Raw genomic sequence first — 26,655 nt, 5'->3', positions numbered from 1 at the left:
CCGCAATTATCTCTGGTTCCGTCGCGGCGATGCAGCCAACGCCGTCCTCGCCGCCGCCGGCTACAACTTCCGCCGCCTCATCCGCTGGCTCAGGCTTTTGCTGCACCTCTTCCTGACCGCACTCTTCTCCGGCGGTCGGCTTAATCCAGCGTGAAATCAATCTTCTTCACGGACGACTAGCGAGCCGCGGGTGCGGCTAAGTTAGGTCTTAGCTGCACCCACAATCTTGGTACGTAATCTCTTTGGGGGCGGATTGGTGCCCAATCGAAATATCATCATGCTGTCGAGTAGCTCGATTGAGACCAGCCTACGTCGCAAGTCGGATATTTCAGTCTGATGTTGATTGATCCATTTGGCATCGTCGAATGATTCGGACGTTCCGGCTGCAACGAACCATTCATGCAATGTATCGAGCTGCTGAATCAGAAAGTTCGACAGGTCGGCTTTGCTTGGAGGTGCCTGCCAATACGCGGCATGAGTATCCTCAATGGCGTAGGCGCATCTAGTTGATCGTATGAGTGCCTGAAACGATGCTATCTGGTCGGAGACGAGGTGACTTCCATCGTCGATAACGATGTCGAAGCCCCCAAATTGTGCCGAGAGGTCTGACAAGAACCGTTGATCGCCTTGGTCTCCGATCGCGACCTTTATATTCGCTTTTTCGTACGTCTTGCAGCGTGGATTCTTGTCGACACCTACAATAACGCTATCTGATGAAAAGTATTCACTCCAGAGGCGAAGAGAGCCACCGCGGTAGACGCCAATCTCAAGCAAGGTAACTTTTGGAGGAAGTCCGAGAAAGAGTTCAGAGTACTTGGTGATGTAATGTTCCCACTTATCGATGTCAGGGCGCGAATGCTCGTAGAATCGTTCCGCCAGTGTCGGCGATCGATTGGTAAAAGCGCGCGAAACAAGTCGACGTAGTCGCATCACAATCCATTCTGCAGCGTTGACTCTTTGAAGCGGTCGGCTACTTATACTGCCTTCCCTGTGGAGATCTATATACGAATGCTAGAGTTGCAACCAACTCTGTTGCGCTTCTGGAGGGCGACCCTTGTCTTCGCAGTGCTTTGCGTTCTCGGACTTGCATGGGCTACAGATGAGAAAAAGCCCGCGATTGTGCAGGTAGATGCTGTTTGGACCGGCACGAATTCACGATTTTCAAGTCTGACCGTGGGTGAGCGCGCGTTCATCGTATACTACAGCGCACAACGAAAATTCAGCGTTGCTTCCATAGATCTTGTCTCGGGAGCGGTGGAGCGTATTGAGCTTCCAGGTCGAACGCCTGGCTGGGACAGCCACGATGATACTAAGCTAGCTCTTGACGACCATGGAAGGCTGCATGCCATCTTTGTGAACCACGCTCAGCCTTTGAAATACTTTCATTCCGCGTCCCCGCTTTCGATCGCAGACTTGTCACCGGCGTCAATGACGGGAAGAAACGAGGGTCACGTGACCTATCCCTCTTTTCAGAGGCTTGGAAAACGTCTGTTTATGGTCTTTCGGAACGGGGTAAGTGGTAATGGGGCGTGGTACGCGAATGTACTCAATGGTAAGAACTGGAGTCGCCTTTCCGAAGCGCCTCTCTTCTCTGATAGGATGGAAGATGGGTCCGTGAGTGCATACCCGACGCCTTTCGTAGCAGGGCCGAACGGACGTGGCATCAAATTTCAGAGTCTGCTTTGTCAAGAGTAGCGATCTTGCTTCGTGGAAAAGAGCTAATGGTGATCCACTCTTCGGCACGATCAATCCAACGAATTGCGATGTCGTAGATGATGTGGGTGAGGGGCAAGGCCTAGTCAACAATGCCCAACTGAACGTAACCACGGACGGTACTCCGCTCATTGTCTACACAAAATTCGACGAACGCCGGAGAAATGGTATATATCTGGCGTATAAGAACGGAGGTTGGAGAACTGTAAAGCTGATTTCCTCCAGCACCTCAATCGATATTGTTGGGAGGGGATCGTTCCCTGGACTTCCAGCGTTCTCAGCGCCTACCATCGCAGGCGGAGTCGGCAAGGTTCACGTGAACTTTCCGAGTGAGGCAGCCGTTGACGTGAGCTTCAACGCAAGCGCTCTCGGTCTTGCCGATACCAAATCAAACGATGTTCCCAAGTTCACATTTCCCGCAATATCTACCGACGATCTCTACGAGCCAGTAGCGCTTTCGTCAGTTGCGGAGCCCTATCCTCCGCACAGGTACGACGTCGTTTTTCGCTGGGTCTCGCAAGGACCGCATTCAGACATTCCTCGATCTTGCACCGATTCTCAGCCGCACGGCTTGCATGCCGAGACCTGCACAGCTGTTGGCCTATATCTTTAAGCGTTAGACGATTTGGGCAAGCGCGGGAGGACTTGGCCTGCCAGTCTCGTCCGCTTCGCCGCACGCGGGAAGCCTGCCGGGCGGCTACTTGGTCAACCCCTGCCGGTTCGCCGCATACCGACGCTCCAGGATCGCCTGCCACCACGGCTTCTGCTCGATATACCAGCGCACCGTCTTCTCGATGCCGCTCTCGAAGTTCTCCACCGCGCTCCAGCCGAGATCGCGTTCGAGCTTGGAGGCGTCGATGGCGTAGCGGCGGTCGTGGCCGGGGCGGTCGGTGACAAAGGAGATCAGGCGGCGGCGCGGGCCGTCCGTGCTCGGGGCGATGTCGTCGAGCAGGTCGCAGATCGTCTCCACCACATGCAAATTGGTCCGCTCGTTGCGGCCGCCGATATTGTAGGTCTCGCCGACGGCTCCGTGCTCGAGCACGAGTGTGAGGGCCTTGGCGTGATCCTCGACATAGAGCCAATCGCGAACATTCTTTCCGTCGCCGTAGACGGGAAGCTGCTCTCCAGCCAGGCCCTTGATGATCATGTGCGGGATCAGCTTTTCAGGGAAGTGGTAGGGGCCGTAATTGTTCGAGCAGTTGGTCAGGAGCGTCGGCAGCTCGTAGGTCTCATGCCAGGCGCGCACCAAGTGGTTGGATGAAGCTTTGCTTGCGGAGTAGGGTGAATTGGGCGAGTAGGGCGTGGTTTCCGTGAAGAAGCCTTCCTCGCCGAGCGAGCCGAACACTTCATCCGTGGAAATGTGTTGGAAGCGGAACCGCGCCCGCTTGTCCGGAGATAGTGTCCTCCAGTAGCGAAGGGCCTCCTGGAGCAGTGTGAACGTCCCCACAATATTGGTCTGGATGAATTCGCCGGGGCCGTCGATCGAGCGGTCGACATGGCTCTCTGCGGCAAGATTCAACACAGCGTCGGGCTGATAGTGGTCGAACAGTCGGCGCAGCCCCGGCGCGTCGCAGATGCATTGCGCCTCGAAGGCGTAGTTGAGGTTTTCCGTCGCGCCGGGCAGGGAACCAAGATTCGCGGCGTAGGTGAGCTTGTCGAGGTTGACGACGCGTGCGTGGCTGTTGCGCAGTAGATGACGTAAGACCGCGGAGCCGATGAACCCGGCCCCGCCCGTCACGAAGATGGTCAATCCCTTCAAACGCATGATCAATCTACTCCGTGTGCCGAATCATGCTGCTCTGTGCGCGCGTGCGACAGATTGTAGATATTCGCCGTAGCTGCTCTTGGCGGTTTTCGCGGCCACTCGCTCGAACGCTTGAATCGTAATGTAGCCCTGCAGCAACGCGATTTCCTCTGGGCAGGCGATGCGTAGGCCTTGGCGTTGCTCGAGGATCTGGACGAAATGGCTGGCTTCGACCAGCGAGGAATGCGTACCGGTGTCGAGCCAGGCAAAGCCGCGACCGAGCACGTCCACGTAGAGATCGCCCCGATCCATATAGGCCTTGTTGACGTCGGTAATCTCGATCTCACCACGAGCCGACGGCTTGATGCGTGCGGCAATGTCGACCACGTCGTTGTCGTAGAAGTAGAGGCCGGTCACCGCGACGTTGGACTTCGGTTGTTTCGGCTTCTCCTCGATTGAAAGCGCGCGGCCGGCCTGATCGAGCTCGACCACGCCATATTGCTCGGGCGTGTTGACGACATAACCGAAGATGGTGGCGCCCTTATTGCGCAGAGACGCCTTCGTTAACATTCCCGGCAAGCTGTGTCCGTAAAAAATGTTATCGCCTAACACAAGGGCGACCGGATCGTCACCGATGAAATGCCGTCCGACGATGAACGCGTCGGCAAGTCCGCGCGGCGTCGCTTGCGTCGCGTAGGAGAAACGCAAGCCGATTTCGCTGCCATCGCCGAGCAGGCGCTCGAAAAGCGCCTTGTCCTGTGGCGTGGAGATGATCAAAATTTCTCTGATTCCGGCGAGCATTAGCGTGGAGAGCGGATAGTAGATCATGGGTTTGTCGAAGACCGGCAGAAGTTGCTTCGAGACGACGGTCGTCACGGGATAGAGGCGAGAGCCGGTGCCACCTGCGAGAATAATGCCTTTCATTGCGCCTCACAGCTGCTTATCATTTCACCCCACGATTGACTTATCATATCATAACATATAACATCAGAAGTACAAGTTGGCGACGGCACCGGAGCGCCGGTGCCGGTTCAGCAAATTCGCAGTGCCTCGAAATGAATGTGATCCGGACCGATCTTCCTGAAGTCCTTATCATTGAGCCCAAGTTCTTGGGTGACGACCGCGGCTTCTTCGTCGAGAGCTATCAGTTTCCCCGTTACGTCGAGCACGGCATCACGCGGCCCTTCGTGCAGGATAACATGTCCCGCTCGCGCTATGGCGTACTGCGTGGTCTGCATCTGCAAAATCCCCTCACACAGGGCAAATTGGTGGCCGTGCTGCGGGGCAAGGTCCTCGACGTCGCCGTCGACATACGTGTTGGGAGTCCGAATTTCGGACGTCACGTTGCCGTTGAATTGAGTGAGGAGAACCGGCGGCAATTGTGGATTCCGCGCGGCTTCGCGCACGGTTTCCTGGTGCTCTCGGACACCGCGGACTTTTTCTACAAATGCGATGATCTCTATAGCCCCGAGAACGAGGTCTCGATCCGCTGGAACGATCCTACGATCGGCATCAGCTGGGGCATCGAAAAGCCGTCGCTGTCGGCTAAGGATGCGGATGCGCCGCTGCTTGCTAACTCGCAAACTCTTCCAGTCTACGGGCAAATCTGATGCGGATATTGTTGACAGGCACCGACGGCCAGGTCGGAGGCGCCTTGCGACCGCTCCTGGTAGGGTTCGGTACGATCATTGCGCCTGCCATCACTGAGTTTGATCTGTCGAAGCCCGACAGGCTTGTCGGAGTGCTCGACACCTTCAAACCCGATCTCATCATCAACCCCGCCGCCTATACCGCCGTTGATCGCGCGGAAGACGAGCGCGAGCTCGCGTTCCGCATCAATGCTGAGGGCCCCGAGGCGATCGCCAAATGGGCCGCGAAACATCGCGTGCCGTTGGTGCATTTTTCCACCGACTATGTCTTCGACGGCTCCGGGGAGGCGCCGTGGCGGGAGGATAGTCCAACAGAGCCGCTTTCGGTCTATGGCGCGAGTAAGCTTGCCGGCGACAGGGCTATCCGCGCAGCCGGCGGACCGCATCTGATCGCGCGCACCTCCTGGGTATACGCTGCCAAGGGCACCAACTTCCTGCGCACCATCGCGCGGCTTGCGGCGGAGCGCAAAGAGCTGCGGATCGTTTCCGACCAGATCGGCGCGCCGACGACGGCGAGGACGATAGCCAGCGCCGTTGCCGATATAGTGCTGCCAAATCTGGCGAACCTGAACAACCTCTTTGCGCGAAAAGGCGGGGTGGTCAATCTCGTCTGCACGGGCGAGACCAGTTGGCATGGCTTTGCGAGCGCCATCGTCACCAATCTAAGGTCGCGCGGCCTGCCGGTCGAGGTGGAGAGAATCGTTCCAATCGCAACGGCCGACTTCCCGACCAAAGCGAAGCGGCCCGGCAATTCGCGGCTCGACGTGTCGCGCCTGAATAGACAATTCGGAGTGGTCACGCCAACCTGGCAGAAGGCCTTATCGCTCGAACTTGACGATTTCGTTGCCTTGCAGCAACAAGCAGCGCGTGTTGAAGCGGCGGGTCCGCTGCAGCAGCGAGCCAATTCGTGATTCAACGGCCGATCGAGAGAAGCGGCGCGCGGCGGCTTGAAGGACGATGAGGCGTCACCTCAAAACCCCAATGGCACATCGCGGGCCTGCGCCACATGTTTGTAGCGAGGGCGACGCGGCCCCGGCGGCCAAGCGAGGCCGCTGTAGGGAACCCCGTCGCGCGAGAGCTGCGGATTGTAGTTCGGGTCCTCGTTGAGCCACTCCCCCCAGCGCGCCCGAAGCAAATTGAGCTCGCGCTCGAACCGCCCGCGCCGGTCGGCGCGATCGTCGGCGCCGCGGCTCGCGGATTCGGCGTGAACCAGCTTCGAGTGCGGCGTGAAAACGATGCGCTTGCCCGCCTGGCGCAGCCGCAAGCAATAGTCGACGTCGTTGAAGGCGACCGCAAAGCGCGCTTCGTCCATCCCGCCAACGTCAAGATAGTCGCTGCGTCTCGTCGCAAGGCAGGCTGCAGTCACCGCGCTGCATTCGTGCGCCACTAGGAGCTGGTCGAGAAATCCGGGATCATCAACGAATCTATCGGTAAAGGCGTGCGTCGCCGCGAAATTCATTCCCAAGACGACACCACCATGCTGAACGACGCCGCCGGGCCAGGTCAGGAGCGCACCGACCGCGCCGACGTCAGGCTCGGCCAGCCGCCTGAGCATCTCTTCGAGCCAATCATCGCAGCTCGCTTCGATGTCATTGTTGAGGAGACAGAGCACGTCGGTGTCGAGCGTCGCCGCGGCTTGATTGTTCAGTCTTGCGAAGTTGAAGGGACCTTCGACTCGCAAGGTCCGCACGCCGCGTCTCGCCAGGTCCGCAAGGTAGGCGAGGGTGTCCGGGGCGGCACTGTCATTATCGACGACAAGAATATCTGCACGGCAGCGCTTGACAGCGGGCGCGATGCTGTCGAGGCAGGTCCGCAGCAGCGGGAGACGATCGCGGGTCGGGACGACCACGGTCACGCGCTGTGGTGCAATCGCTCGAGCAATTCGAACTGCAGGAAAGAGGTTGCCTTGTTGCGGGATCACGTCCGCGCGGACGCCGCGCGCCTCGAGATGCATCTGGCTCGCCGTGGCAAGCTGATAATTGGCGTTCGTTCGATCCAGCTTGGGAAGCGTTGCCAGCGTGCCCGGCAGGTGAAGAATATTGTCTTCACGCGGACCAGTGTGATCGAGCAGGCAGTTGAAGAGGCGGTAAAGATTGTCGGGACGGGTCTCGAGGCTGGCGAGAAGGGCGCTGCGTCGCACTGCGAACAGATGTGCACAATAGCCTTGCTCAAGCATTCTCTCGTAGTCGAATGCGGGAAAGGCCAGCGGCCAGAGCCGGCCGTCGGCAATAAAATCGAGGTCGCCGTACAGCGCGATTGCACCAGGATATGCGTCAAATGCGGCTGCAATGCGGGCCAAGGCATTCGGCTCGAGCACCACGCCTGCCATTGTGATGACGACGTGATGTGAATCAGACGCGGCACCATCCAGGAACTCCAGGAGAGCGTCGCTGTCGACGGAGAGTGGCTCCCCCTCCATCGCGCCGGCGGTCCAGTTCTCGTGGGTCTGAGCCTCCAGCGCGGCCAGCGTTTGCGCGGCTCCGGCGGCGCCAGCGATGACGACCGCGAGCGAAAGGGTGCTGTTCCGCGGCACCGGCAGCGGAAAGCGATCGCGCCAATTTACGTAGTCGACAAGCGGAAGCGAGGCGGGAATCAGTTGATCATACAGCTTGCCGCGCAGGCATTCTGCATCGTAGCCGCCGAGGGCGTCGATCATTCCGGCGAGACCGTCGGGAAAGGCAACAAAAACGGCCGTGGCCGGAATTTGCTCTCCGTCCTCCCTGCGCAACGAAACGCTGTGAACGCGTCCGTCGGCAAGGCGTTGCGGAACGTGAAAATCGAAGGAGCGAACGTTCCGGTGTGCGGCAGCTTCGCCGATGTGCGTCCAGGCCGTGGCGTGAATCTGTGCGACAGCTTTTCCGTCAACAATTGCCTCCAGGAAGAGAGCGGTTTCGCTATCGATCCAGCCCTGGAAGCGCAGCCCGCCGAGCCAGCACAGCTCACATCTTTGGTGCAGATCGATGAGGCTTGCGCGATCACTCTCCAGGTCGACAGGTTGACCGACGGGAGTGCCAATATTGGCGAGGCGTGCCTCGAGGGTACGCGCGGCGCGAAGCAGATCTGGCTCGATCGTGACTGCAAACCCGCAAGTCGCCTGGAGCCCTTGTTCAGCGAGCTCAGGAACGAAGAGATCGGCATAGATTGTCGTGAACACCAGACCATCGAGCAAGATCTCAACGGTAAAGCGGCGCCCCGGCGCGTGGCGCGAGTACACAAAGCCGGACAACGTGCCGTCGCGCGCGAGCTCGAGGCGGCCGGCGAGCTTTGATCTGATCAAAGGTTCGGGCTGGGGCGGGGAGGGCCGCGACATGCTCAGGACCACATGATCCAGTCGACCACGCGATCGACAAGCCCTGCCGCGTCCACATTGGCAGGAATGGCAAGGTCCCCTTTGCGGGGCGTCAGCGAGCCGCCGGACCAGTCGCGATATGCGACGGGCCTTGTCGCCTGTTTAGCTGCCTCGATGAGAGGATGGCCGAAGACGGGCTGCTCGAAATTGGTCAGGAGCCAGCCCGGATTATGAGGCGCCAGGACCTCACCCAGTTCGTCCGCCGCAACCACGCCCGTGACGAAAAGACTGGGCTGCGACATCAGGCGATCATCGCCGCAAGTGGTTCCGGCGACGACTATCGGCAGCGATGGGTCGCACCGCCACAGACGATCTGCCAATGTTTGTATCATGCGCAGGGATGCGGGCGATGGCGTGGAGGGAACGATGACAAGAGACCTGTCAGAGGCGGAGATCGGAGGCAGTGCCAGGGAGCATGTGGGCCAATCATGCAGGACGATCTTGCGGCTGGGCCACCGTGCCTCGGCATAAGCCCTGGCCGCTTTGCTGGGGACGAGAAGTGGAATCGTGTCAGCGGGCGGGGAAGCGATCTCGTCTACGCTCTCCGATATCAGCCAGCGGTCAATCGGAAGATTGAGGTTCCGGATCAGCTCGATGAGCCGTGGCGGCGGATTCGGCTCGAGGATCTCGACACGGGTTGGGGATAACCGTGTCAGGATGTCGCCGGCCTCGGCGAGACCTGTCTCTGTGTCGAGGCGCAGACGAGTGGCCTGCGGCAAACCTCCGTCGGCAGCCCTGAGATGAAGCACGTCGTGCTCCCGCAAGAGCAGGATCGGGTGCTCGCCATGCAGTCGGAGGTAGCATATCCGCGCGTCGGTGACCGCAGGGTAGGTCCGATCACTCGCGAGCACCAGCACCGATGGGTCCGCCGGCCACGGCAGCGCGCATTCGAGTGCGGCGCGCGCCGCCCGCAGCGGATCGGCGATCTCAAAAGCGCGGCACTCCTCCCGGTAAGTCGGAAACCGCTGGTCTAGGATACGCAGATTACGAAGCACGAGGCCTCGCTTCTCCTCCTGAAAGGACTTCGAGCCGTGATGTCCGACATAGATCGACGGCGCGCAAACATTGCGGAATCCGTTGGCGCGCGCGCGAAGGCAGAGATCGACGTCCTCGAGATAGCCGCGCTCAAAATTATCCGAAAGCTCGCCCACACTGTCGAGGCAAGCACGGGTTATATAGAGGCAAAATCCGATGCCGCTTGCGACATCGATCGCGCGCCCCGCGTTGGCGACGCTGGCGATGCGATCGATCGCGACAATCTCCTCGTAACCGAGCATCGGATTACCGTCGTTCGGCGTCGGAAAGGAGAAGACGTCGGCGTTATTCGAGAGCGGCGTGACCGTTCCGATGTTCGGCGCCGAATGTGCGACAACAGCCAATCGATCGGCGAAGTCCGGCGGGACAAGGGTGTCTGAGTTGAGCAGCACGACGTCGCCCGTCGGGATCTCCTTCAGGCCACGATTGATCGCACCGACGAAGCCGAGATTGACTGCGTTCACGAGGAGACGGATCTTGCCGCCAGCGGCAAGCTCGCTCAGATAACGCCGCAGCTCCAATTCCGGGCTGGCATCATCGATGGCGAGAACCTGAAAGGCGTCCTTGCGGGACCCCCGCGGGCACCTTGCCTTGTCGAGGCTCTCGAAGCATTCGATCGTGGCCTGTGCATCCCCATAGACGGGGACGATAATGGTGGGCAGGTCAGCGTTTGATCTGACCTTGGTGAAAAGGGGCGGAGCGGGTCGAAGGCTCATCGTCGAGGCAAGGTTGGGCGCCACGCGTCGAACCTGGATGATGTCTCCGCCGCATGTCAGCGTCACGATCTGAGCTGCATTGGACGGCGGCCGTCGAACCAGGAAGGTCGTTGCCTGCACATCTGCGCTCGCCAGAGGGTGGAATGGATTGGGCTCGAGAACGCTCGTCAGCATGCCGTCTTCGGTTGCAAGGCTCACTTCGACTGGAAGCGCCTTGGTCCAGGCGACCCAGCCCGTCACGTGATTGTCAAATACCGAGGTGGCGGCCCAATGCTGGCCCCCGGCAAGCCGCAGCTCCGCGATTGCAACTCGAAGAATGGCTGGATTGCCTTCGCGAGGTATCAGTTGAGCGGCTGCGACCTGTCGCCGATTGTCGGCAGCCCACGCCAGCATCCGGCGATTGGCGCTGACATCGGAAGGATCGACCATAAGCGCTTGCGCAAGGTCGGCCAGTGCAGCTTCCTCAAGTCCAAGGTTCCAGGCGGCTTCGGCGCGGAGGACGAAGCAATGAGCGGCCGGCGGGGGCGCAGTTCGGACGCGTCGATCTGCGTATTTGAGCGCCTTAGCGAAGTCCCGGGCAGTCAACGCCTCGGCCGCGAGGCGTTCAAGCGCGATATGCGCACGAGGCCCGACAAGCGAGGGGACTTTATTGAACACGTCAAGAACCATGCGGTGGTCTGACCTTGTCGATCGCGTTAGCGTCAGAATTCTCTCGGCTCGACCGGCTGCGGAAAACGCGGACTCGGCCAGAGCCGACAGGCTTTCGTGCCGGCTTTGCCGGTATCATGACGTTATCTGCGGCCGCTATCCGGTTGACACCGATGCGAATGCCGACCAGAGGCTCGCGGTTGGTCGGGCCGGACAGTACGACGCGTTTGCCGACGGCGCGCAAGGTCGGCGCGTTCAAGAACGTCGCCTCCGCGACGAACCCGAATCCTTCGTCGCTAATTTCCAGCACGACACCCGTGATCGCCAAGGCTCGTCCGCGGGTGCCCGCATAGGTCCCGAGCGAGACCATTTTGCCGCTGCCCCCCTGGCCGTTGGCGAATTCGACTGCATAGCGAATATCGAGACCCACAGGCTTCTCCGGCCAGTCAAGGGCAATCCCTTCGATGCGCGATGGGGCTGTTGGACCCGCAATCCATGTGTTGGATGCGACGACAACATCGCCGCGACCTGCAACGTGGCCGAGGACCTTGAGGCCCTCCACTGCAACATTTGCGTGCAAAGCCGCTCGCTCACCTGGCGCCGCGAGCGGCCTGCGGCCGGACTGAATCGGTTCGATACGAACCATGGCCCCGCGCGATCCGCCGGGTCGCATCGGTTCAACCTTAATCTGCAATGTGCCGGGCGCGTTGACCCGAACCATCAGACCGGAATTGGGCTCCCAAAGCGTCGGCTCGGTCGCATCGGGATGCATGATGAGCTCCATGCGTCCCTCATGCCCCTCCGTCGGTACAACCGTGACGTGGGGCGGAGAGGCAACATCGTCCGCGCTCTTGTAGCTCACGAAGAACAGTCCCCGATCAAGACTTACGACTTTCTGCTGTTCGCCCATCATTGCGCCCGACTCGCATCCGATAAACTAGGACCTTCTTTTGCTTGCCTGACAGCCGCCGGTGACTGCTCGAGAGGTGGAGGGCTACTCCACGAAGGGTTCGCTTTTTAGCGAACGCTTCTCAAGGGAGCCGTGGACGCCAATCGATGGGAAGAGATCGTCGCAAGTATTCAGTTTGTGTGCTGAGCAGCTCCGCCAATTGACGAAGCCCGTCATTCTCGTTTCTCAATAGCTCGATGACATCAGCGATGTCATTGATACCGACCAAGTCGCGACACCAGTCTTGCCACTCAGAGTCAAGGCGCGGTTGTTTGATCTTCATCAGAAGGCTCACTGCGTCTGAACTTCGATTGAAGCAACCTATCAGGACTCGAATGGCGAGAGCAAACCGAACGTGGGTTTCGTTAGTCATAATTGTTTCACTTTGGGATAGGAAACTGTCAGACGCATCGAAAGCTTTGACCGGAGAAGTAGTTCAACAGTTTAGCCATCGGGAACTTGCGGAGAACTGACACCATGGGGTCATGACGGATCGATTGACTCTGAATCGAATCTAATTCGCGCCCTTGCTCACGAAACGAGCAAAGACGAAAACCCCACCGTCTAAGTTCGTTTGAACTGGAAGGTGCGTGCTTCGCGGCCGACAACCATTGCTACAGGTATCTCCATGCTGGCACTCATTCACCATGCGACCACCCGGAGCTTCGTCGATGAAGATTCTATTCGTTCACAACAATTTCCCGGCTCAGTATCGCAACATAGCGGCTGCCTTGGCCAGGGAGCCTAGCTTCGAGGTCGTCGCCGTCGGTGCATCGACTGCAAGATCGATGCTATCCGTGAGATTGACTAGATACGCTCTTCCGGACGCGGACGTTTCAGGAACGCATCCGTTTGCACGACGCTTCGACGTCGAGTGCCGGCGCGCAGAGCAGGTGCTGTACACTCTTTCGAGCCTGGTGACGTCGGGGTTCGCGCCGGATATGATCCTCGCCCATCCCGGATGGGGCGAGACTCTGCCGTTGCGCACGATGTTTCCGAAGGCGCGATTGGTCGTCTATTGTGAATTTTTTTACGGGGCCGAGGGGCGCGACGTCGGATTTGATCCGGAATTTCCAATGCCCGGACTCGATGGTCACATGGGGCTCCAGTTGAAGAATGCGACGACCCTGCTCGCGCTCGAGGATTGCGAAGTGGGCATCTCGCCAACAAAGTGGCAGCAATCGACGTTTCCCACACGTTATCAGGACAAGATTAACGTGATTCATGAGGGCGTCGACACGGCGCGCATGCGGCCGAATTCACAGGCGCGCCTAGCGCTACCGAACGGACAGCACCTGCGCCCCTCCGACGAGGTCGTGACGTTTGTCGCGCGCAATCTGGAGCCGCTGAGGGGCTACCATATCTTTATGCGCGCGCTGCCCGAGACCTTGAAACGCCGGCCGAACGCGCAGATCATCATCATCGGCAGGGATGGCGTGTCCTACGGACTGCCGCCCCCGGCGGGCGAAACCTGGAAATCGAGGTTCCTTGACGAGGTGCGCGATCGCCTCGATTTGTCCCGTGTTCATTTCATGGGCGGCGTCTCGTATGAAATCCTTATTGCAGCCCTTCAGGTGTCATCGGCGCATGTCTATTTTACCTATCCCTTCGTGCTGTCCTGGTCGATGTTGGAGGCAATGAGTGCGGGGTGCCTCGTCATCGGTTCTGACACGGCACCGGTACGCGAAGTCATCACTTCCGGCGAAAACGGCTTACTCGTCCCATTCTTCGCGGTTGACGAGCTTGCCGGACGGATCGTTGAAGCGCTGGAGCAGCCAGCAAAATTCTCCCCCCTCCGCGATAGGGCCCGCCGCCACGTTATTTATCATTATGACGCCGAGCAGGTCTGCGTGCCGCGAATGCGCCGCCTTCTTGATTTAAGGGCAGATTCCGCGTCATCCCCGCGCGTTTTCTCGCCTACGCCGCCCGGTTTTCGGCGCGTCATAGGGACAGCGCTTTGAGGTCCACGAAGGCGCCCGCGGTGTGGACAGCGTCTGCCATACTTCCAGCTTGGAGTCGCGCTCGCGCTGCTTCAGTCGCCGAGACACGCTACGCCAGCATAAGCGTGACCTTGCCCCCATATGTGGAACGGGCCGCGTGGCAAGAGCTTTTTGAGTCGATTTCACACATTGGGACGGTGCGGTCATATGTCCGGCCTTTGCGCGCGGCACCTGGCCGCTGGCCTCGATGAGATCCGCGGAAGGAGGAGCTAAATCAAGTTTACGCGCTTGAGCGCATTGGGGGCAGTAGCTTCGCTCGTTTCGGGATGTCGTCCCATGGGTTCATCGGCTTGTTGTTGCACCTTGCCCTCTGCCGGCCTGCGCCGGTCAGATCGCTTTGGCGGTAACTGCGTCCATCAGACGGCGGCCGCGGTACGACGCGCAAAATCCCCGGCGCGTCTTCATCTCCGGCCAGAAGCGCGGCGTCTTCGGCCTCATCAAGCGCGAGCTGCGCCGCCGCTCCGCCATCGAGCCCATCATCGGACACATGAAGGCAGAGGGCCACCTTGGCCGCTGCCTTCTCAAAGGCCGCGCCCGGCGATGCCGCCAATGTCGTCCTCTCAGCAGTAGGCCACAACTTCCGCCGCATCCTCGCCTGGCTCAGAGAACTCTTGTGCCTGTTTTTGGGGCTGCTATGGCGATCGTTCGCCTGCCCAGCCCAGCTCAATACGGCTTCTTAACGACGACGAACTAAAACGGTTTCTCAAACGGTGTTTTTCTCTGCGGAGCCGCAAACAGCTCTCGATAATGTGACCACACCAAAGGCGGTCCCGGATTGGCTGGGCCGCTGACGACCTTCCTCCAGCATTCTCTGAAACGTCGCGCCGCCGTTCACAAAGCTGAGTGCTCCACTTGTTGAGCGATGCTAGCTAAAAAGCCGCCTAGCTTTGCTCAATTTGACTGGCGATCGGCCGTCTGGCGCAGCCGGAATCCTAGATCGACTGCGGTTGGACGATCCCTCAATAGATTTGCGCGCGCGAACTTAGTGCTCCGCTTCAACAAATCTCATGTGACGCGCGGGCGACATATTTCGGCGGCTGCAGCCTCATGGCCGGTTGGTGAGACGATAGTCTGTTTCGAACGGGTTTGTTTTGTTTCAAACAGGGCAGACAGACTGAGGTCTGTGCCACGCCCAGGCCTGTTATCTATTTCCAAACGCGCTGATTTTCGCGCGCAAACGCCCGCTGGCCTTGTCCGGTTTCTGACAGTAGTACAGCGCGTTCAAAACACCGGCTGTCGTCTGCCCCGTGCGAACTGTTTTCAAGGGTAATCCGCCGCTTAACGAGGCGGACGCCGTTGGCACGGCGGTTGCTATTAGGATGCAGCAACACGGCTGACGGCCCGCAGACCCGCGATGCTCTCACTCTCTCTGAGTTGCAGAACTTTGCCGCTGACCAGCGTGTCAGCTCATCCACGGAGCTTGGTAGGAGGTATCATGGCTATCAACCGGACAGGACTATTCGCAGGCAGGAACCGGCGCGCAATCGCTCGTTGGCGGGGCAGGTAATGACTTCCTTATAGATGTGACCTCGGGACGCGGCACGCAGGTCCGGGGCCTGCATTGCGCAAGCGCTTGGCATGAATGTTGGCAGACAAGACCGGCTCCTGACGTCGCGATCGGCAAGTGAGATGGCGCAGCTTATCAACCAATATGATGAAGCGCGCACCGCTGTCACGATGGTCGGTAATCTCGTCAACGAACCAGCGGAAGAAGGGCGTTCCGGACACGGCGTCCGCTCGCCGCTTGAAGGCAGGGTGGAGTTTTCCGACGTCACTTTCAAATATAAGGGCGCGGTCTCCCCAGCGCTGAACAACATCTCCTTCGAGGTGCCCAGGGGAACGACGCTTGGCGTGATGGGCAAGAGCGGCTCGGGCAAGACTACGATCACGCGACTATTGCCCTGGCTGCATTCCGAATATGACGGATTAATCAAGATCGATGGTATCGATGTTCGCGAGTACGACATCGATCATCTCCGGCGCAACGTCGGTGTCGTGCTCCAGGAGAATTTCCTGTTCAGCGGCACGATCCGCGAGAACATCGCCGCGGCCAAGCCGGATGCGACGTTTGACGATACTGTAAGGTCCGCAAGACTGGCCGGTGCGGAAGAGTTCATTGACAAATTGCCGCGCGGCTACGAAACCTACGTTTACGAAGGTTCGCCGAACCTCTCGGGAGGCCAGCGGCAGCGGCTCGCGATAGCGCGCGCCCTGATTGTTGATCCGCCGATTCTGATTCTCGACGAGGCGACGAGCGCACTCGACGCCGACAGCGAGGCGATCGTGAACGCCAACATCTCGCGGATTGCCCATGGCCGCGCTCTGATCATCATCTCGCACCGGCTGTCGTCGCTAACGAGGGCGGGCGCCATTCTCGTACTCGATCGGGGCGCGGTCAACGACATCGGGCGGCACGAGGAGTTATTGGAGCGCAACGATATCTACAGTTCGCTGTGGTATCAACAGAACACGCATTTGGAGCCTGGGCGCGCAGCGAAAAGCCGAACCTCCGGAGTCCGACCCTTGTCTCCTAATCAAGCGCCGCTTGCGACCATTCGCCAATTCCAGTCCGAAACTGACGCTATCCGGGAGGAGGCCGAGCCTCTGATCGCGCGGGCCACACTGTTTGTACTTTCTGCGTTTCTGGTTGCGATCGTCGTCATCCTCTCCCGGACGCGGGTCGATCGCGTCATTACCAGCGTGAGCGGCAAGATCGTGCCGGTCGGTCAGATCAGGGTTCTCCAGGCGCTGGATCCGTCGATCATCAACACGATCGATGTGCGCGAGGGCGAGCAGGTGCAGCCGGGCCAGCTGCTAGCTACCCTCGACGCCACCTTCGCATTGGCCGATCTGACGCAGGTGAATTGCAGATCGCAAGTCTCGAGATACAAGTGGCGCGGGGCGAAGCCGAACTTAATGGGCAGCTTCCCGTCTTTGCCAGCAAGTCGGATGCGGATTACCAGAAGTACGCTGCCCTGCAGAAGGCGCTCTACGACCAACGGATGGCACAATATACTGCCCAGCTCAACAGTTTCGACTCCAAGAAGAAGCAGACGCGGGCGACGATCGAAAAGCTTCGAGGCGACGATGCCAGGTATCGGCAGCGGGACGAGATTTTGCACAATGATCGAGACCATCCGCACGACGCTCGCCGAGCATGGCACGGGGTCTCAGCTCAACATGTTTATCTCACAAGACGCACGGCTAGAATTGCTGCGAACACTCGAGAACACGCATAACAGCCTGATCGAAGCGCAAAATACGTTGGGAGCGCTGATCGCCGATCCGGACGCTTTTAAGCAACAATGGTTTGCCGCTCTGAGCCAGGATCTGGTTGCAACGCGGAACAAGCTCGACGACGCGCGATCCGCCTACGAGAGGGCGCTCAAGCACCAGGATCTCATCCGCCTGACGGCGGCTGAATCCGCGGTCGTGTTGAGCATGGCAAAGCTTTCGGTCGGTTCGGTCCTCAAGCCGAGCGATCCCTTCATCACGCTGATGCCGGTCGACACCAAACTGGAGGCGGAGATCAAGATCGTTTCGCGCGATATCGGTTTCATCCGGCCCGGAGACCTCTGCACGATGAAGATAGAGGCCTTCAATGCCGCGGAGCACGGCACGGCTGAGGGCAAAGTTCGCTGGATCAGCGAGGGCGCGTTCACGACTGACGAAGATGGAAAGCCCCTCGACTACGCTTACTATAAGGCGCGTTGCTCAGTGGACTCGACCAATTTCAAGGATGTGCCGAACATTTTTCGCCTGATTCCCGGCATGACACTTGCCGGAGACGTCAACGTCGGCAGCCGATCGGTCGGAATGTTTCTGCTTGGCGGGATGTTCAAAGGTATTCGGGAGGCCATGCGTGAGCCATGAGGCTGTCCGCCCGATCGCTCTTGCAGCGGCTTCGATCTGCTTTTGCGTCCACCCGCGCAAGCCCGCTTGAGCGTGGGATGGCTGCATACGAGCGCGGTCGGTATCTTGAGGCGCTCAAGCTCTGCAAGGTGGCATCGCAGGCCGGCGACCCCGAAGCCAGCTTTCAGATCGGGATGCTTTATGCAAAGGGCCAAGGGGTTGCCGGAAGTATTCCTGACGCCGTGGTGTGGTACGAACATGCGGCGCAGCTCGGGCACACCGAGGCGCAATTTCAAGTCGGGCTGATCTTTCTGTACGGAGCCAACGCCATGCCCGGTCCGAACAGGCCGGAGACGTGGCGTCAGTCGTCGACCGTTCGGCTGGGCGACAAGGCATCGAACGTTCACGACCTGGTGTTCCCACATGGGACGAGCGTCGCGAGGGATGTCGATGCAGCTTTTCGCTGGATCTCGGCTGCGGCAGAAGCCGGTAAGGCCGAGGCGCAGACCATCCTTGGCAATATGTACAGCGAAGGGCAGGGCTGCGCTAGGGACTACGCTGCAGCGCTCAGGTGGTACCAAGCCGCGGCCGACCAGAAGTTTGCTCCGGGCGAGTTCGCACTCGGCGATGTCTATTACCAAGGGCGTGGCGCGCCCGTCGATTTCGATCGGGCCGCTGTCTGGTATCGCAAGGCCGCCGATCAGGAACACTTGAGGGCGAAGGTCGCGCTCGCGTTTATGAAGCTGAAGGGCACCAGCACGGGCGAGGATCATGCCGAAGCTGCACGGCTCTTCCAAAGCGCTGCGGCGCACGACGATCCGATCGCGCTTTACAATATCGGTCTGTTGCGCTGGAACGGCGACGGCATCGCCAAAGATCTCGATCGGGCCGAGACTGCGCTGCGCAAGGCGGCGCGCAAGGACTACCTGCCGGCGATCCAGGCGCTGGCGGAGTTTTACTCCCACGGTGCAGGTGCCGAGCCCGATCTGCGGGAAGCGGCCATTTGGTACGAGAAGGCGGCCGAGTGCGGCGACGTGCAGGCGCAGTTCTTCACCGGCCGTTTCTACGCCACGGGCACAGGGGTTGCGCCCAACATCCGCCACGCCGCAAAATGGTTCCAGCGTGCGGCCGAAAAAGGCCATGCCACGGCCGCATTCAATATTGCCATCTTCTATCTCAACGGCTCGGGGGTCGAGCGCAATGTGCAGGCGGCGATCAAATGGTTTGAGCGTGCGTCCGAAGGCGGCATCAGCGCCGCGCAGGTGCAACTCGGCCGGCTCTATTCCGTGGGGAACGGCGTGCAGCGCGATCAGAAGCTCGCAGCAGAATGGTTGAGCAAGGCCGCCATCAGCGGCGATCCTGACGCCAAGACCGCCTATGCTCTTTTCTTGCTTAACCAGGATAGTTCTGTGGAGCGCCTCGCAAGCGTGGGCTCCCTGTTAACAGAAGCGGCCGAAGGTGGCCATGCACCGGCCGCGTTTCACCTCGGTGCACTGCAAATGGGTAAGTTCGGCGGGATTGCCGATGTTCGAAGCGCTATCCCATGGTTCACGCGCGCGGCCAACGCCGGCCATGTCGAAGCCCAGTACACGCTAGCGCTTCTCTATTCCGATCCGAAACACGCCGTGAGAGATGCGAAGACCTCGGCGTCCTGGATGGCAAAAGCGGCGCGCGCGGGCAATCCGGCCGCGCAGTTTCAGCTTGCCGTGATGTACTGCACCGGCACGGGAGTCCCTCAAGATCTGGCCAAGGGCGTAAGCTGGTACGAGGCCGCGGCGGAGCAGGGACACAGCGTCGCACAGTACAACCTGGCCGTGATGCTCGGGAAAGGGCAGGCTTGTGAAGCCGATTCGAAGAAGGCGCTGGAATGGCTACAAAGAGCGGCCGGGCAAGGGATGCCGGAAGCACAGGTCGCACTGGGCGACGCGCTTATATCCGGCAACGGCATCGCGCAAGACAGAGACGGTGCCGTGCAATGGTATCAGCAAGCAGCGCGGCAAAGCAATGAGACTGCGGCTCGGCGTTTGCAATCGATCGGTGCGACACCTATCGACACCTGATAGTTGTCTTGCGAGCATCTGGATGCGGAGAACCGCGATGCGCTTTTTGGAGCAGAAAGATGCAAAAAAAGCAAGCAACACCTATAGTTCGCACAAACGACGTCGGCCTTTATATTGAAGACAGCAGATTGCACTACCTTAGAGTTGCGAAACAAAGCAAACAATGCGCGAATGACTGTGTGAACATGGCAGATTTTCTTCGAAGCTCGCGCGCGATGCCGGCCAAAAACAGCCTCGCCGAGGCGCCATGGCAAAATTTCAACTTAGCGGACATTCGAGCGTCACGAAGATGAATGGCTTAGGCGGCAAAGAACCTGCGGCCGAGCAGCTAAACGCTGCGCCTGAGCAAGAAGCGGCCAAGTCGGCTATCGACGTTGCGGTTGCCGCGCGTAGGCTCAAGCGGCTTGGGCTATTTGACGAAGTTTTCTATGCCAGGAGCTACCCGGACATAGTCGCCGTCGGCGTCGATCCGTTCGAGCATTTTTTCCATTACGGCTACAAAGAAGGTCGCAAGCCCAATCCCGTCTTCGACCCGATTTGGTATCTCACGACCTATCCAGATGTACAGGAGGCGGACGTGCATCCGCTCTTGCATTATGCCTCGGCCGGCGAGCCCGAGGGGCGAAGGCCGAGCCCCTACTTTCAGCCGACCTGGTACAGAGAGAAGTACAGCATTCCGGAAAGCGAGAGCCCGCTCGCCCATTATTTGAAGAACCGTATGGGTTCGTTCAGCCCGATCCCGGAATTCGATGCACAATATTACCTGCAGACCTACCAGGACGTTGCGGCCGCCGGCGTCGATCCGTTCGAGCACTTCATCTTCCACGGCTACAAGGAAGGCCGCAACCCGTCGGCCGAGTTCGACACCAAGTTCTACATCCAGCGCTACTTCAAGGGTAAGGCCGACCAGAACCCGCTTCTGCACTATCTGGAGCATCGGCACGACGACGGCATCTATCCGTCACCGCCCGAGAACGAAGCCACCATTCCGGCCGAGATCAAGCGCTTCACCAAACCGAGTCCGCTGTTCGAGGAACTGAGGCCGCTGCCGGCGAGCGCCAAGCCGCGCGCAAAAGTACTGGCCTATCACCTGACCCAGTTTCACGCCTTCCCCGAAAACGACAAATGGTGGGGTACGGGCTTCACCGAATGGACCAACATCGCCCGCGGCGTGCCGCGCTTCAGGGATCACTATCAGCCGCGGATTCCGCGCGACCTCGGCTTCTATTCGCTCGCCGACGTCGAGACCATGCGCAAGCAGGTCCGGCTGGCGCAGGCGACCGGCATCTACGGCTTCGTCTATTACTACTACTGGTTCAACGGCAAGCGGCTGATGGAAAAGCCGATCGAGCACTTCCTGAAAGCGCGCGACATCAACATGCCGTTCTGCCTGATGTGGGCAAACGAGAACTGGACGCGGCGCTGGGACGGCATGGAAGGCGAGGTGTTGATCTCGCAAGACTATCTCTCAGACGATGACGAGCGGCTGTTGTCGGACTTCAACCGGCACTTCAAGGACAAGCGCTACGTCCGCATTCAGGGCCGGCCGCTCCTGATGATCTACCGGCCGCGGCTGATTCCGGACACAGCCAACGTGATCGCGCGCTGGCGTTCGATCTTTGCGAAAAAGTTCGACGAGGATCCGATCATCATCATGAGCCAGAGCTTTGATGATTACGATCCGATCCCGAACGGTATGGACGGTGCGATCGAGTTTCCGCCGCACAAGCTCACCAAGTATGTGCCGCTGGTCAATGCCGAGCACAAGGTGCTGGACGACACCTATGCGGGCCAGATCTACAGCTATGACGACGTCGCCAAATACTCGATTGAGGAGCCGCGCCCCAATTTCCCACTGATCAAGACCGTGGTGCCGAGCTGGGACAATGACGCGCGCCGGCAGGGTTCGGGCCTGGTCATCCAGGGATCGACGCCACAGAAATATGAGGCGTGGCTGGCGACGCTGGTCGGGCAGGCGCAGAAGCACACGTTCTTCGGCGAGCCGTTCGTCTGCGTCAACGCCTGGAATGAATGGTGCGAGGGCGCCTATCTTGAACCTGACCTGCATTTCGGCTCGGCCTACCTAAACGCCACCGCGCGCGCGGCGACCGGCCTGACGCGCGATTTATCGCTGCCGAAGATCCTGCTGGTCGGCCATGATGCGTTCCCGAGCGGCGCGCAGCATCTGTTGCTCAACATCGGCCGGACGCTGCGCAGTGCCTTCAACATCGAGGTCGAGTATCTCTTGCTCGAGGGCGGCGCGATGGAGGCCGAATATGCGGCCGTGGCCCCACTCACATTGCTGAAGCGGATGTCCGAACTCCCGGCCGCTTTGCGACACTTGCGGGAGAAGGGATTTGCGGCCGCGATCGCCAATAGTACGGCGAGCGGGCGCGCGACCAAATTCCTGGCCGAGATGGGTTTCCGCACCATCTCGCTGGTGCACGAGTTGCCGCGGATCTTGCGCGAAAAGCAGCTGGAGGATATCGCACGGATGGCGATCGGCAGTGCCGATCACGTCGTTTTCGCTTCCGATTTCGTCCGCGATCGCCTGGTGGAGGCGCTCGATCTCAATGCCGATGACGGGCGTTTCCTGATCCGCGCGCAGGGCAGCTACAAGCAGATCGAGCCTGCGCCGACGGAGGCTGCGCTGATCCGCAAGGAATTCGGCATTGCCCCCATTGAGAAGATGGTGCTCGGCGTCGGCTATGCCGATCTGCGCAAGGGGTTCGACCTGTTCCTGCAGGTCTGGAATCTGGGTCGGCAGCGCTATCCGAACGTCCATTTCTGTTGGGCCGGCGGCATCGATCCGAACCTGCAGGAATGGCTGGGGCTCGAAATCAAGCGAGCTGAAGCCACCGGGCGTTTCCATCTCGCCGGCTTCCGCTCCGACATGCAGGCGCTCTATTCGGCTTCCGACGTCTATGCCCTGACCTCGCGCGAGGATCCGTTCCCGACGGTGGCGCTGGAGGCGCTCAGCGTCGGCGTGCCCGTGGTGGCTTTCCAGGACTCCGGCGGCATTCCCGGCTTCCTCCTGAAGGAGAATGTCGGCCGCGTGGTGCCCTATTGCGACGTGCCGGCTATGGCGCAGGCGGTCGAGAATTTTCTGCGCTGGGCGCCGTCGGAAGCCGAGCGCGCGCGCATGACCGAGATCATCCAGACCAATTTCTCGTTCCCGGACTATGTCCGCGATCTGCTGCGACTTGCCGTTCCCGCTCTGCCGACCATCTCGGTCGTGGTTCCCAACTACAATTACGCGCACTGCCTCGCCGAACGGCTTTACACCATCTTCGACCAGAACCATCCGGTCGAGGAGGTCATCGTGCTCGACGACTGCTCCTGGGACGACAGCATCGCCGTCATCATGAAACTCGCCGACGAGCGCCAGCGCGATCTCACGCTCGTCATCAACGAGCAGAATTCCGGCTCGGTGTTCGCGCAATGGGCCAAGGCCGCGGAGATGGCGACGGGCGAGTTCCTCTGGATCGCCGAGGCCGACGATCTTTCCGAACCCACTTTCCTGTCGAGCCTGCTCGCGCTGATGAGGGGCGATCCCGATATCGCGTTCGGCTTCACGGATTCGAGATCGATCGACGCCGATGGTTCCCATCTCTATGCGAGCTACAAGCCCTACTACGCAACGATCGAGCCCGGCGCACTGTCACGCACCGAGGTGTTCGACGGCCGCGATTTCGTGACCCGGTATCTCGGCGTCAAGAACACCATTTTGAACGTCAGCTCGGTGTTGTGGCGGCGTGAAGCGCTGTTGCATGCGCTCGAAGCCTGCCGCGACGATTTGGGCGAGCTACGCATGGCCGGCGACTGGCGCATTTACCTCGAGGCACTGGCCGCGCCCGGCGCCAGGATTGCCTACGTCGCCGATCCCCTCAACGTGCACCGCCGCCACGCCGCGAGCGTCACGCATTCGCTGAAGGCAAAGAAGCATCTCGAAGAGATCGACAGCATGCACCGCGTCGCCCGCGAGAGGTTCGGCCTGTCCAAGCGCGAGACCGCCTCGCAGGCCGCCTATCTCGAGGAAGTAACGGCGCAACTCCTGGGGACAGCCGCGGAAGCCGAAAAGCCGAAGCGGCCAGCAAAAGCCACGCCGCGCGCGACCGCCAAGGCGTGATGGCGGGACTGTAACTGGAAGAATGTTGGGGTGAGTTGATGTACGTTCCGCCTTACGAGTCTTTGCTGCGCGCATTGAACGCAGACAAGTCGAGCGTTGAAAGGAGTGGCAAAGTCACTATTCCGACTCGGCTCTTGCAGCTCGTGCTTCAGATAGCTGTTGCAAATAGTGACTTTGACGAAGATGCTTACCTACGCACCAATTTAGACGTAAAGGGAGCCGTGGATCGTGGCGAACTGAGACCGGCCATTTGCACTATATTGGATTTGGGTATTTTGAAGGGCGAAGAGGAGGGAACCTTTGATACGGATTGGTATTTGGAGGCCAACCTGGCGTGGCCCAGGCGGTCCTCAAAGGGTTGACTCGCTCTGCCGAAGACCATTTCTATGTCGGCGGTGGCGGCGAAGGGAGAAGTCCAAATGCTGCCGAGAAATACAGCGCAGATGAATGGAAGCGCGTACTAAAGTAGCGGCCCAGCGGGGCCGACACGCGATTTCGAGACCTGACAATTTGTGGGAGGGAAGCTGTGCATGAGGATCTAGTTCGCTTCTTGACTAGGCGGTCCGACCTCTTACCAGTTCGAGGGGCGATATGAAGGACACGCTTGCGCTTGTCGCGATAATGAAGAACGAGGGCACGTACCTTCTTGAGTGGATTGCGCACTATCGACTCATCGGGGTGCGAAATATCATAATATATGACAATGACACCGCCGATCCCGGGCGAGAAATGCTGGAGAAGCTTGCGGCTTCCGGTCTGATAACGCTCCATAAATGGACTGTTGAGGTCGGTATATCGCCACAACTATCCGCCTACGCCGACGCTCTGTTGCGCTATCGCGACGCTTTCGAATTCTTGGCGTTTTTCGACGCCGACGAATTCCTAGTTCAGAAGACTTCAACGTCAATCACACGGTGGTTACCGACCCTTCCAGCTGATGTCGGAGCAATTGCTATCAATCAGCGAGTATTCGGCTCGTCCGGTCACAGGAAGAGGGGGGCTGGCCTCGTTGTAGCGCGTTTTCAGTTGGCTGCTGAACCGGACTACGATGAGAACCGTTGGGTCAAGTCAATCTATCGTAGTTCCTCGGTTGAGGTGATCGGCGACTGCCACCGAGGGAAACTCAAATCTGGGAAATACATTTTGCCCAATCGCCAAGTTGCGTTTAGCGATGACAACGCAACTGGAAAAGCCGAGCAAATCGATTACTCGCTTTTTCAGCTAAATCACTACATTATCAAATCCGAGGAAGAATTTCTGATCAAACGCCAGCGTGGAGGTGGAATGGGGCACACGCAGGCGGCTCGATTGAAGCGTTACGAGGATTTGAACTTCTTTCGAGGAAGGGACATGAAGATCAACGCCTCGCGCGACGATCAGCTGGGGAAGTCCGTCGCGGAAATTCAAGCAGAAATCGGGTACCTAGAGCAAGCGATCTCGGCTGTGGTCTAGGAAATCAGATCTCAGGCATTCGAGCGGCCGACTTGGCGGTCAGGAGTGCAGGTGATGAAGAGACTGTTCGCTATATCCCTGCTTGTGTATGCACAGTCCGTGCTCGCCGCGGAGAATGGGGAGTTTCCGCACATTTCCGTAGTGGGTGGACCCGAAGTCGTTTTCGATTATTCGAAACAGAGCTGTGAAAAGATTGATATCCCCGATCAGCCATTGCGGGCATTCCGAAAGCTCGACGGGACGATTGTTGCAATAGGTTCCCACTACGTAAATCGCGCCCTCTTGGGCCCATCCTTTGACGCGCTGAGACCCAGTTGTCATACGATTTATCAAGGGGCGGACAGCCGCGACCCTCATTCATTCGACAATAAGACTTGGCTCGCAGCACTATGGACCGACAACGGGCGTGATATCGTTGTTCTTGGCCATAACGAGTACCATGCCGACGCTTTTGAACAAAGATGCGCGTTCCGCAAAATGGAGCGGTGCTGGTACAACAGCATAACGATGCTGAAGTCTAACGACGAGGGATATTCGTTTCACGTTCAGCAAACGGATCCCATTCTCGCGTCACCAAACACAGCTGAGGTCGATCAAGGCGCACGCCGAGGATATTTTGACCCGTCAAACATTATCTCACTTGGCGAGTACAAGTATTTGCTGGTAGCTCAAAGAGGATTTGGAAATGGATATGAAGGGCGTTGCCTTCTTAGGAATCTCGACCCGAGTAACCCGAGCGGCTGGGAAATGTACACCGGCTCGGGGTACGTAAAATCGAGCGGAAGCCCCTACAACAGTTCGCAACAGCATCCGCTTTGCAGTCCAGTAGTCGGACTGAAAGGAACTCTGGGTTCGGTGACTCGCATACGCGGCACTCCGTTTTTCGCTGCATTCCTAGTTACCAATCGAAGCACGGGAGACTTCATCTCTGCATTCTTCTCCACGGATTTGATCAATTGGCGAGAAGGGGGAGATTTACTGAGGATATCATCATTTTGGTCTAAGGACTGTCAAGGAGAAGCGAGATTTAGCTATCCCTCAGTCGTTGATGATAATAGCAATGGCCGCAACTTCGACGATATCGGCGGCTCGGGATGGCTGTTTCTGGTTAGGGGACGTTGCCAACTCGATATGACGAGAGATTTGGTCCGCTTTCGCTTGGTGATCAAATAACCGGAGCTGGTCGATCTTCTTGGACGAACGCAATTCGACGTCTTGGTCCCTCTAGATATCCAGTGACCTTGCCCCCAAGTTTTATCCAATCCTGAGTTCGCTCCGGCTATTGGATTTGCCCGGTTGGGCGGTGGTAGCGACGGGAGCTGGCGCGGAGCCCTCGGCATAGCGCAGCGCCAGATCCCG

Annotated in this window: 14 protein-coding genes and 5 pseudogenes; 13 read left to right on the top strand and 6 right to left on the bottom strand. The window is 59.2% G+C overall.

Annotated elements, in window-relative coordinates:
• Window positions 1-154, top strand: a pseudogene (locus AC0QUY_RS38835) (IS5/IS1182 family transposase); the annotation flags it as partial.
• Window positions 155-201: 47 nt separating this feature from the next.
• Here AC0QUY_RS38835 and AC0QUY_RS38830 read toward each other — a convergent pair.
• Window positions 202-930 (bottom strand): class I SAM-dependent methyltransferase, encoded by a 729-nt coding sequence (locus tag AC0QUY_RS38830; RefSeq protein WP_161851784.1) that lies wholly within the window; start codon window positions 928-930, stop codon window positions 202-204.
• Window positions 931-1,008: 78 nt separating this feature from the next.
• On the opposite strand from AC0QUY_RS38830, the pseudogene AC0QUY_RS38825 reads away from it, so the two are divergent.
• Window positions 1,009-2,326 (top strand): annotated as a pseudogene (locus AC0QUY_RS38825) (BNR-4 repeat-containing protein).
• 84 nt (window positions 2,327-2,410) lie between these two features.
• Here AC0QUY_RS38825 and rfbB read toward each other — a convergent pair.
• Together rfbB and rfbA are read right to left on the bottom strand one after the other, a co-directional pair.
• On the bottom strand, window positions 2,411-3,478 hold the full coding sequence (gene rfbB / locus AC0QUY_RS38820; RefSeq protein WP_161851787.1) for a dTDP-glucose 4,6-dehydratase: 1,068 nt from the start codon (window positions 3,476-3,478) through the stop codon (window positions 2,411-2,413).
• Between the two features lie 24 nt (window positions 3,479-3,502).
• On the bottom strand, window positions 3,503-4,381 hold the full coding sequence (rfbA, locus tag AC0QUY_RS38815; RefSeq protein WP_161851788.1) for a glucose-1-phosphate thymidylyltransferase RfbA: 879 nt from the start codon (window positions 4,379-4,381) through the stop codon (window positions 3,503-3,505).
• Window positions 4,382-4,512: 131 nt separating this feature from the next.
• Here rfbA and rfbC point away from each other — a divergent pair, with 131 nt between their 5' ends.
• Both rfbC and rfbD read left to right on the top strand, forming a co-directional pair.
• Window positions 4,513-5,067 (top strand): dTDP-4-dehydrorhamnose 3,5-epimerase, encoded by a 555-nt coding sequence (gene rfbC / locus AC0QUY_RS38810; RefSeq protein WP_161851789.1) that lies wholly within the window; start codon window positions 4,513-4,515, stop codon window positions 5,065-5,067.
• Window positions 5,067-6,017: a dTDP-4-dehydrorhamnose reductase gene (gene rfbD, locus AC0QUY_RS38805; RefSeq protein WP_161851790.1), complete on the top strand. Its 951-nt coding sequence runs from the start codon at window positions 5,067-5,069 to the stop codon at window positions 6,015-6,017. The genes rfbC and rfbD overlap by 1 nt, the downstream gene beginning before the upstream one ends.
• Before the next feature lie 59 nt (window positions 6,018-6,076).
• Here the strand turns inward: rfbD and AC0QUY_RS38800 are convergent, their stop codons facing one another.
• Both AC0QUY_RS38800 and AC0QUY_RS38795 read right to left on the bottom strand, forming a co-directional pair.
• On the bottom strand, window positions 6,077-8,428 hold the full coding sequence (locus AC0QUY_RS38800) for a glycosyltransferase family 2 protein (RefSeq protein WP_475384614.1): 2,352 nt from the start codon (window positions 8,426-8,428) through the stop codon (window positions 6,077-6,079).
• Window positions 8,419-10,446 (bottom strand): glycosyltransferase, encoded by a 2,028-nt coding sequence (locus AC0QUY_RS38795; protein ID WP_246738551.1) that lies wholly within the window; start codon window positions 10,444-10,446, stop codon window positions 8,419-8,421. Before AC0QUY_RS38795 ends, AC0QUY_RS38800 begins: the two co-directional genes overlap by 10 nt.
• Before the next feature lie 30 nt (window positions 10,447-10,476).
• On the opposite strand from AC0QUY_RS38795, the gene AC0QUY_RS38790 reads away from it, so the two are divergent.
• Complete coding sequence (locus AC0QUY_RS38790; protein ID WP_246738552.1) at window positions 10,477-10,887, top strand: hypothetical protein; 411 nt, start codon at window positions 10,477-10,479, stop codon at window positions 10,885-10,887.
• Here AC0QUY_RS38790 and AC0QUY_RS38785 read toward each other — a convergent pair.
• Window positions 10,865-11,767, bottom strand: a complete 903-nt coding sequence (locus AC0QUY_RS38785; protein ID WP_161851793.1) for a hypothetical protein — start codon at window positions 11,765-11,767, stop codon at window positions 10,865-10,867. The genes AC0QUY_RS38790 and AC0QUY_RS38785 overlap by 23 nt on opposite strands.
• Window positions 11,768-12,474: 707 nt before the next feature.
• On the opposite strand from AC0QUY_RS38785, the gene AC0QUY_RS38780 reads away from it, so the two are divergent.
• From AC0QUY_RS38780 to AC0QUY_RS38745, 8 genes and pseudogenes are all read left to right on the top strand, one after another.
• Window positions 12,475-13,764, top strand: coding sequence for a glycosyltransferase (locus AC0QUY_RS38780; protein WP_161851794.1), 1,290 nt, complete (start codon window positions 12,475-12,477; stop codon window positions 13,762-13,764).
• 412 nt (window positions 13,765-14,176) lie between these two features.
• A pseudogene (locus AC0QUY_RS38775) lies at window positions 14,177-14,483 on the top strand (transposase); the annotation flags it as partial.
• Between the two features lie 946 nt (window positions 14,484-15,429).
• A pseudogene (locus AC0QUY_RS38770) lies at window positions 15,430-16,337 on the top strand (peptidase domain-containing ABC transporter); the annotation flags it as partial.
• Window positions 16,327-17,676, top strand: a pseudogene (locus AC0QUY_RS38765) (HlyD family type I secretion periplasmic adaptor subunit). The pseudogenes AC0QUY_RS38770 and AC0QUY_RS38765, both read left to right, overlap by 11 nt.
• Window positions 17,677-17,753: 77 nt before the next feature.
• Window positions 17,754-19,715, top strand: a complete 1,962-nt coding sequence (locus tag AC0QUY_RS38760) for a tetratricopeptide repeat protein (protein WP_161851795.1) — start codon at window positions 17,754-17,756, stop codon at window positions 19,713-19,715.
• A 247-nt stretch (window positions 19,716-19,962) separates the two neighbouring features.
• Complete coding sequence (locus AC0QUY_RS38755) at window positions 19,963-23,844, top strand: glycoside hydrolase family 99-like domain-containing protein (RefSeq protein ID WP_246738553.1); 3,882 nt, start codon at window positions 19,963-19,965, stop codon at window positions 23,842-23,844.
• A gap of 591 nt (window positions 23,845-24,435) precedes the next feature.
• Complete coding sequence (locus AC0QUY_RS38750) at window positions 24,436-25,296, top strand: glycosyltransferase family 92 protein (RefSeq protein ID WP_161851796.1); 861 nt, start codon at window positions 24,436-24,438, stop codon at window positions 25,294-25,296.
• Between the two features lie 54 nt (window positions 25,297-25,350).
• Window positions 25,351-26,469, top strand: coding sequence for a hypothetical protein (locus tag AC0QUY_RS38745; protein ID WP_161851797.1), 1,119 nt, complete (start codon window positions 25,351-25,353; stop codon window positions 26,467-26,469).
• Window positions 26,470-26,655 lie beyond the last annotated feature (186 nt).

This window comes from Bradyrhizobium sp. WYCCWR15520, assembly GCF_056174665.1.
The sequence above is the reverse complement of the archived record's forward strand: the minus strand, read 5'-3'. Positions and strand labels throughout refer to the sequence as shown.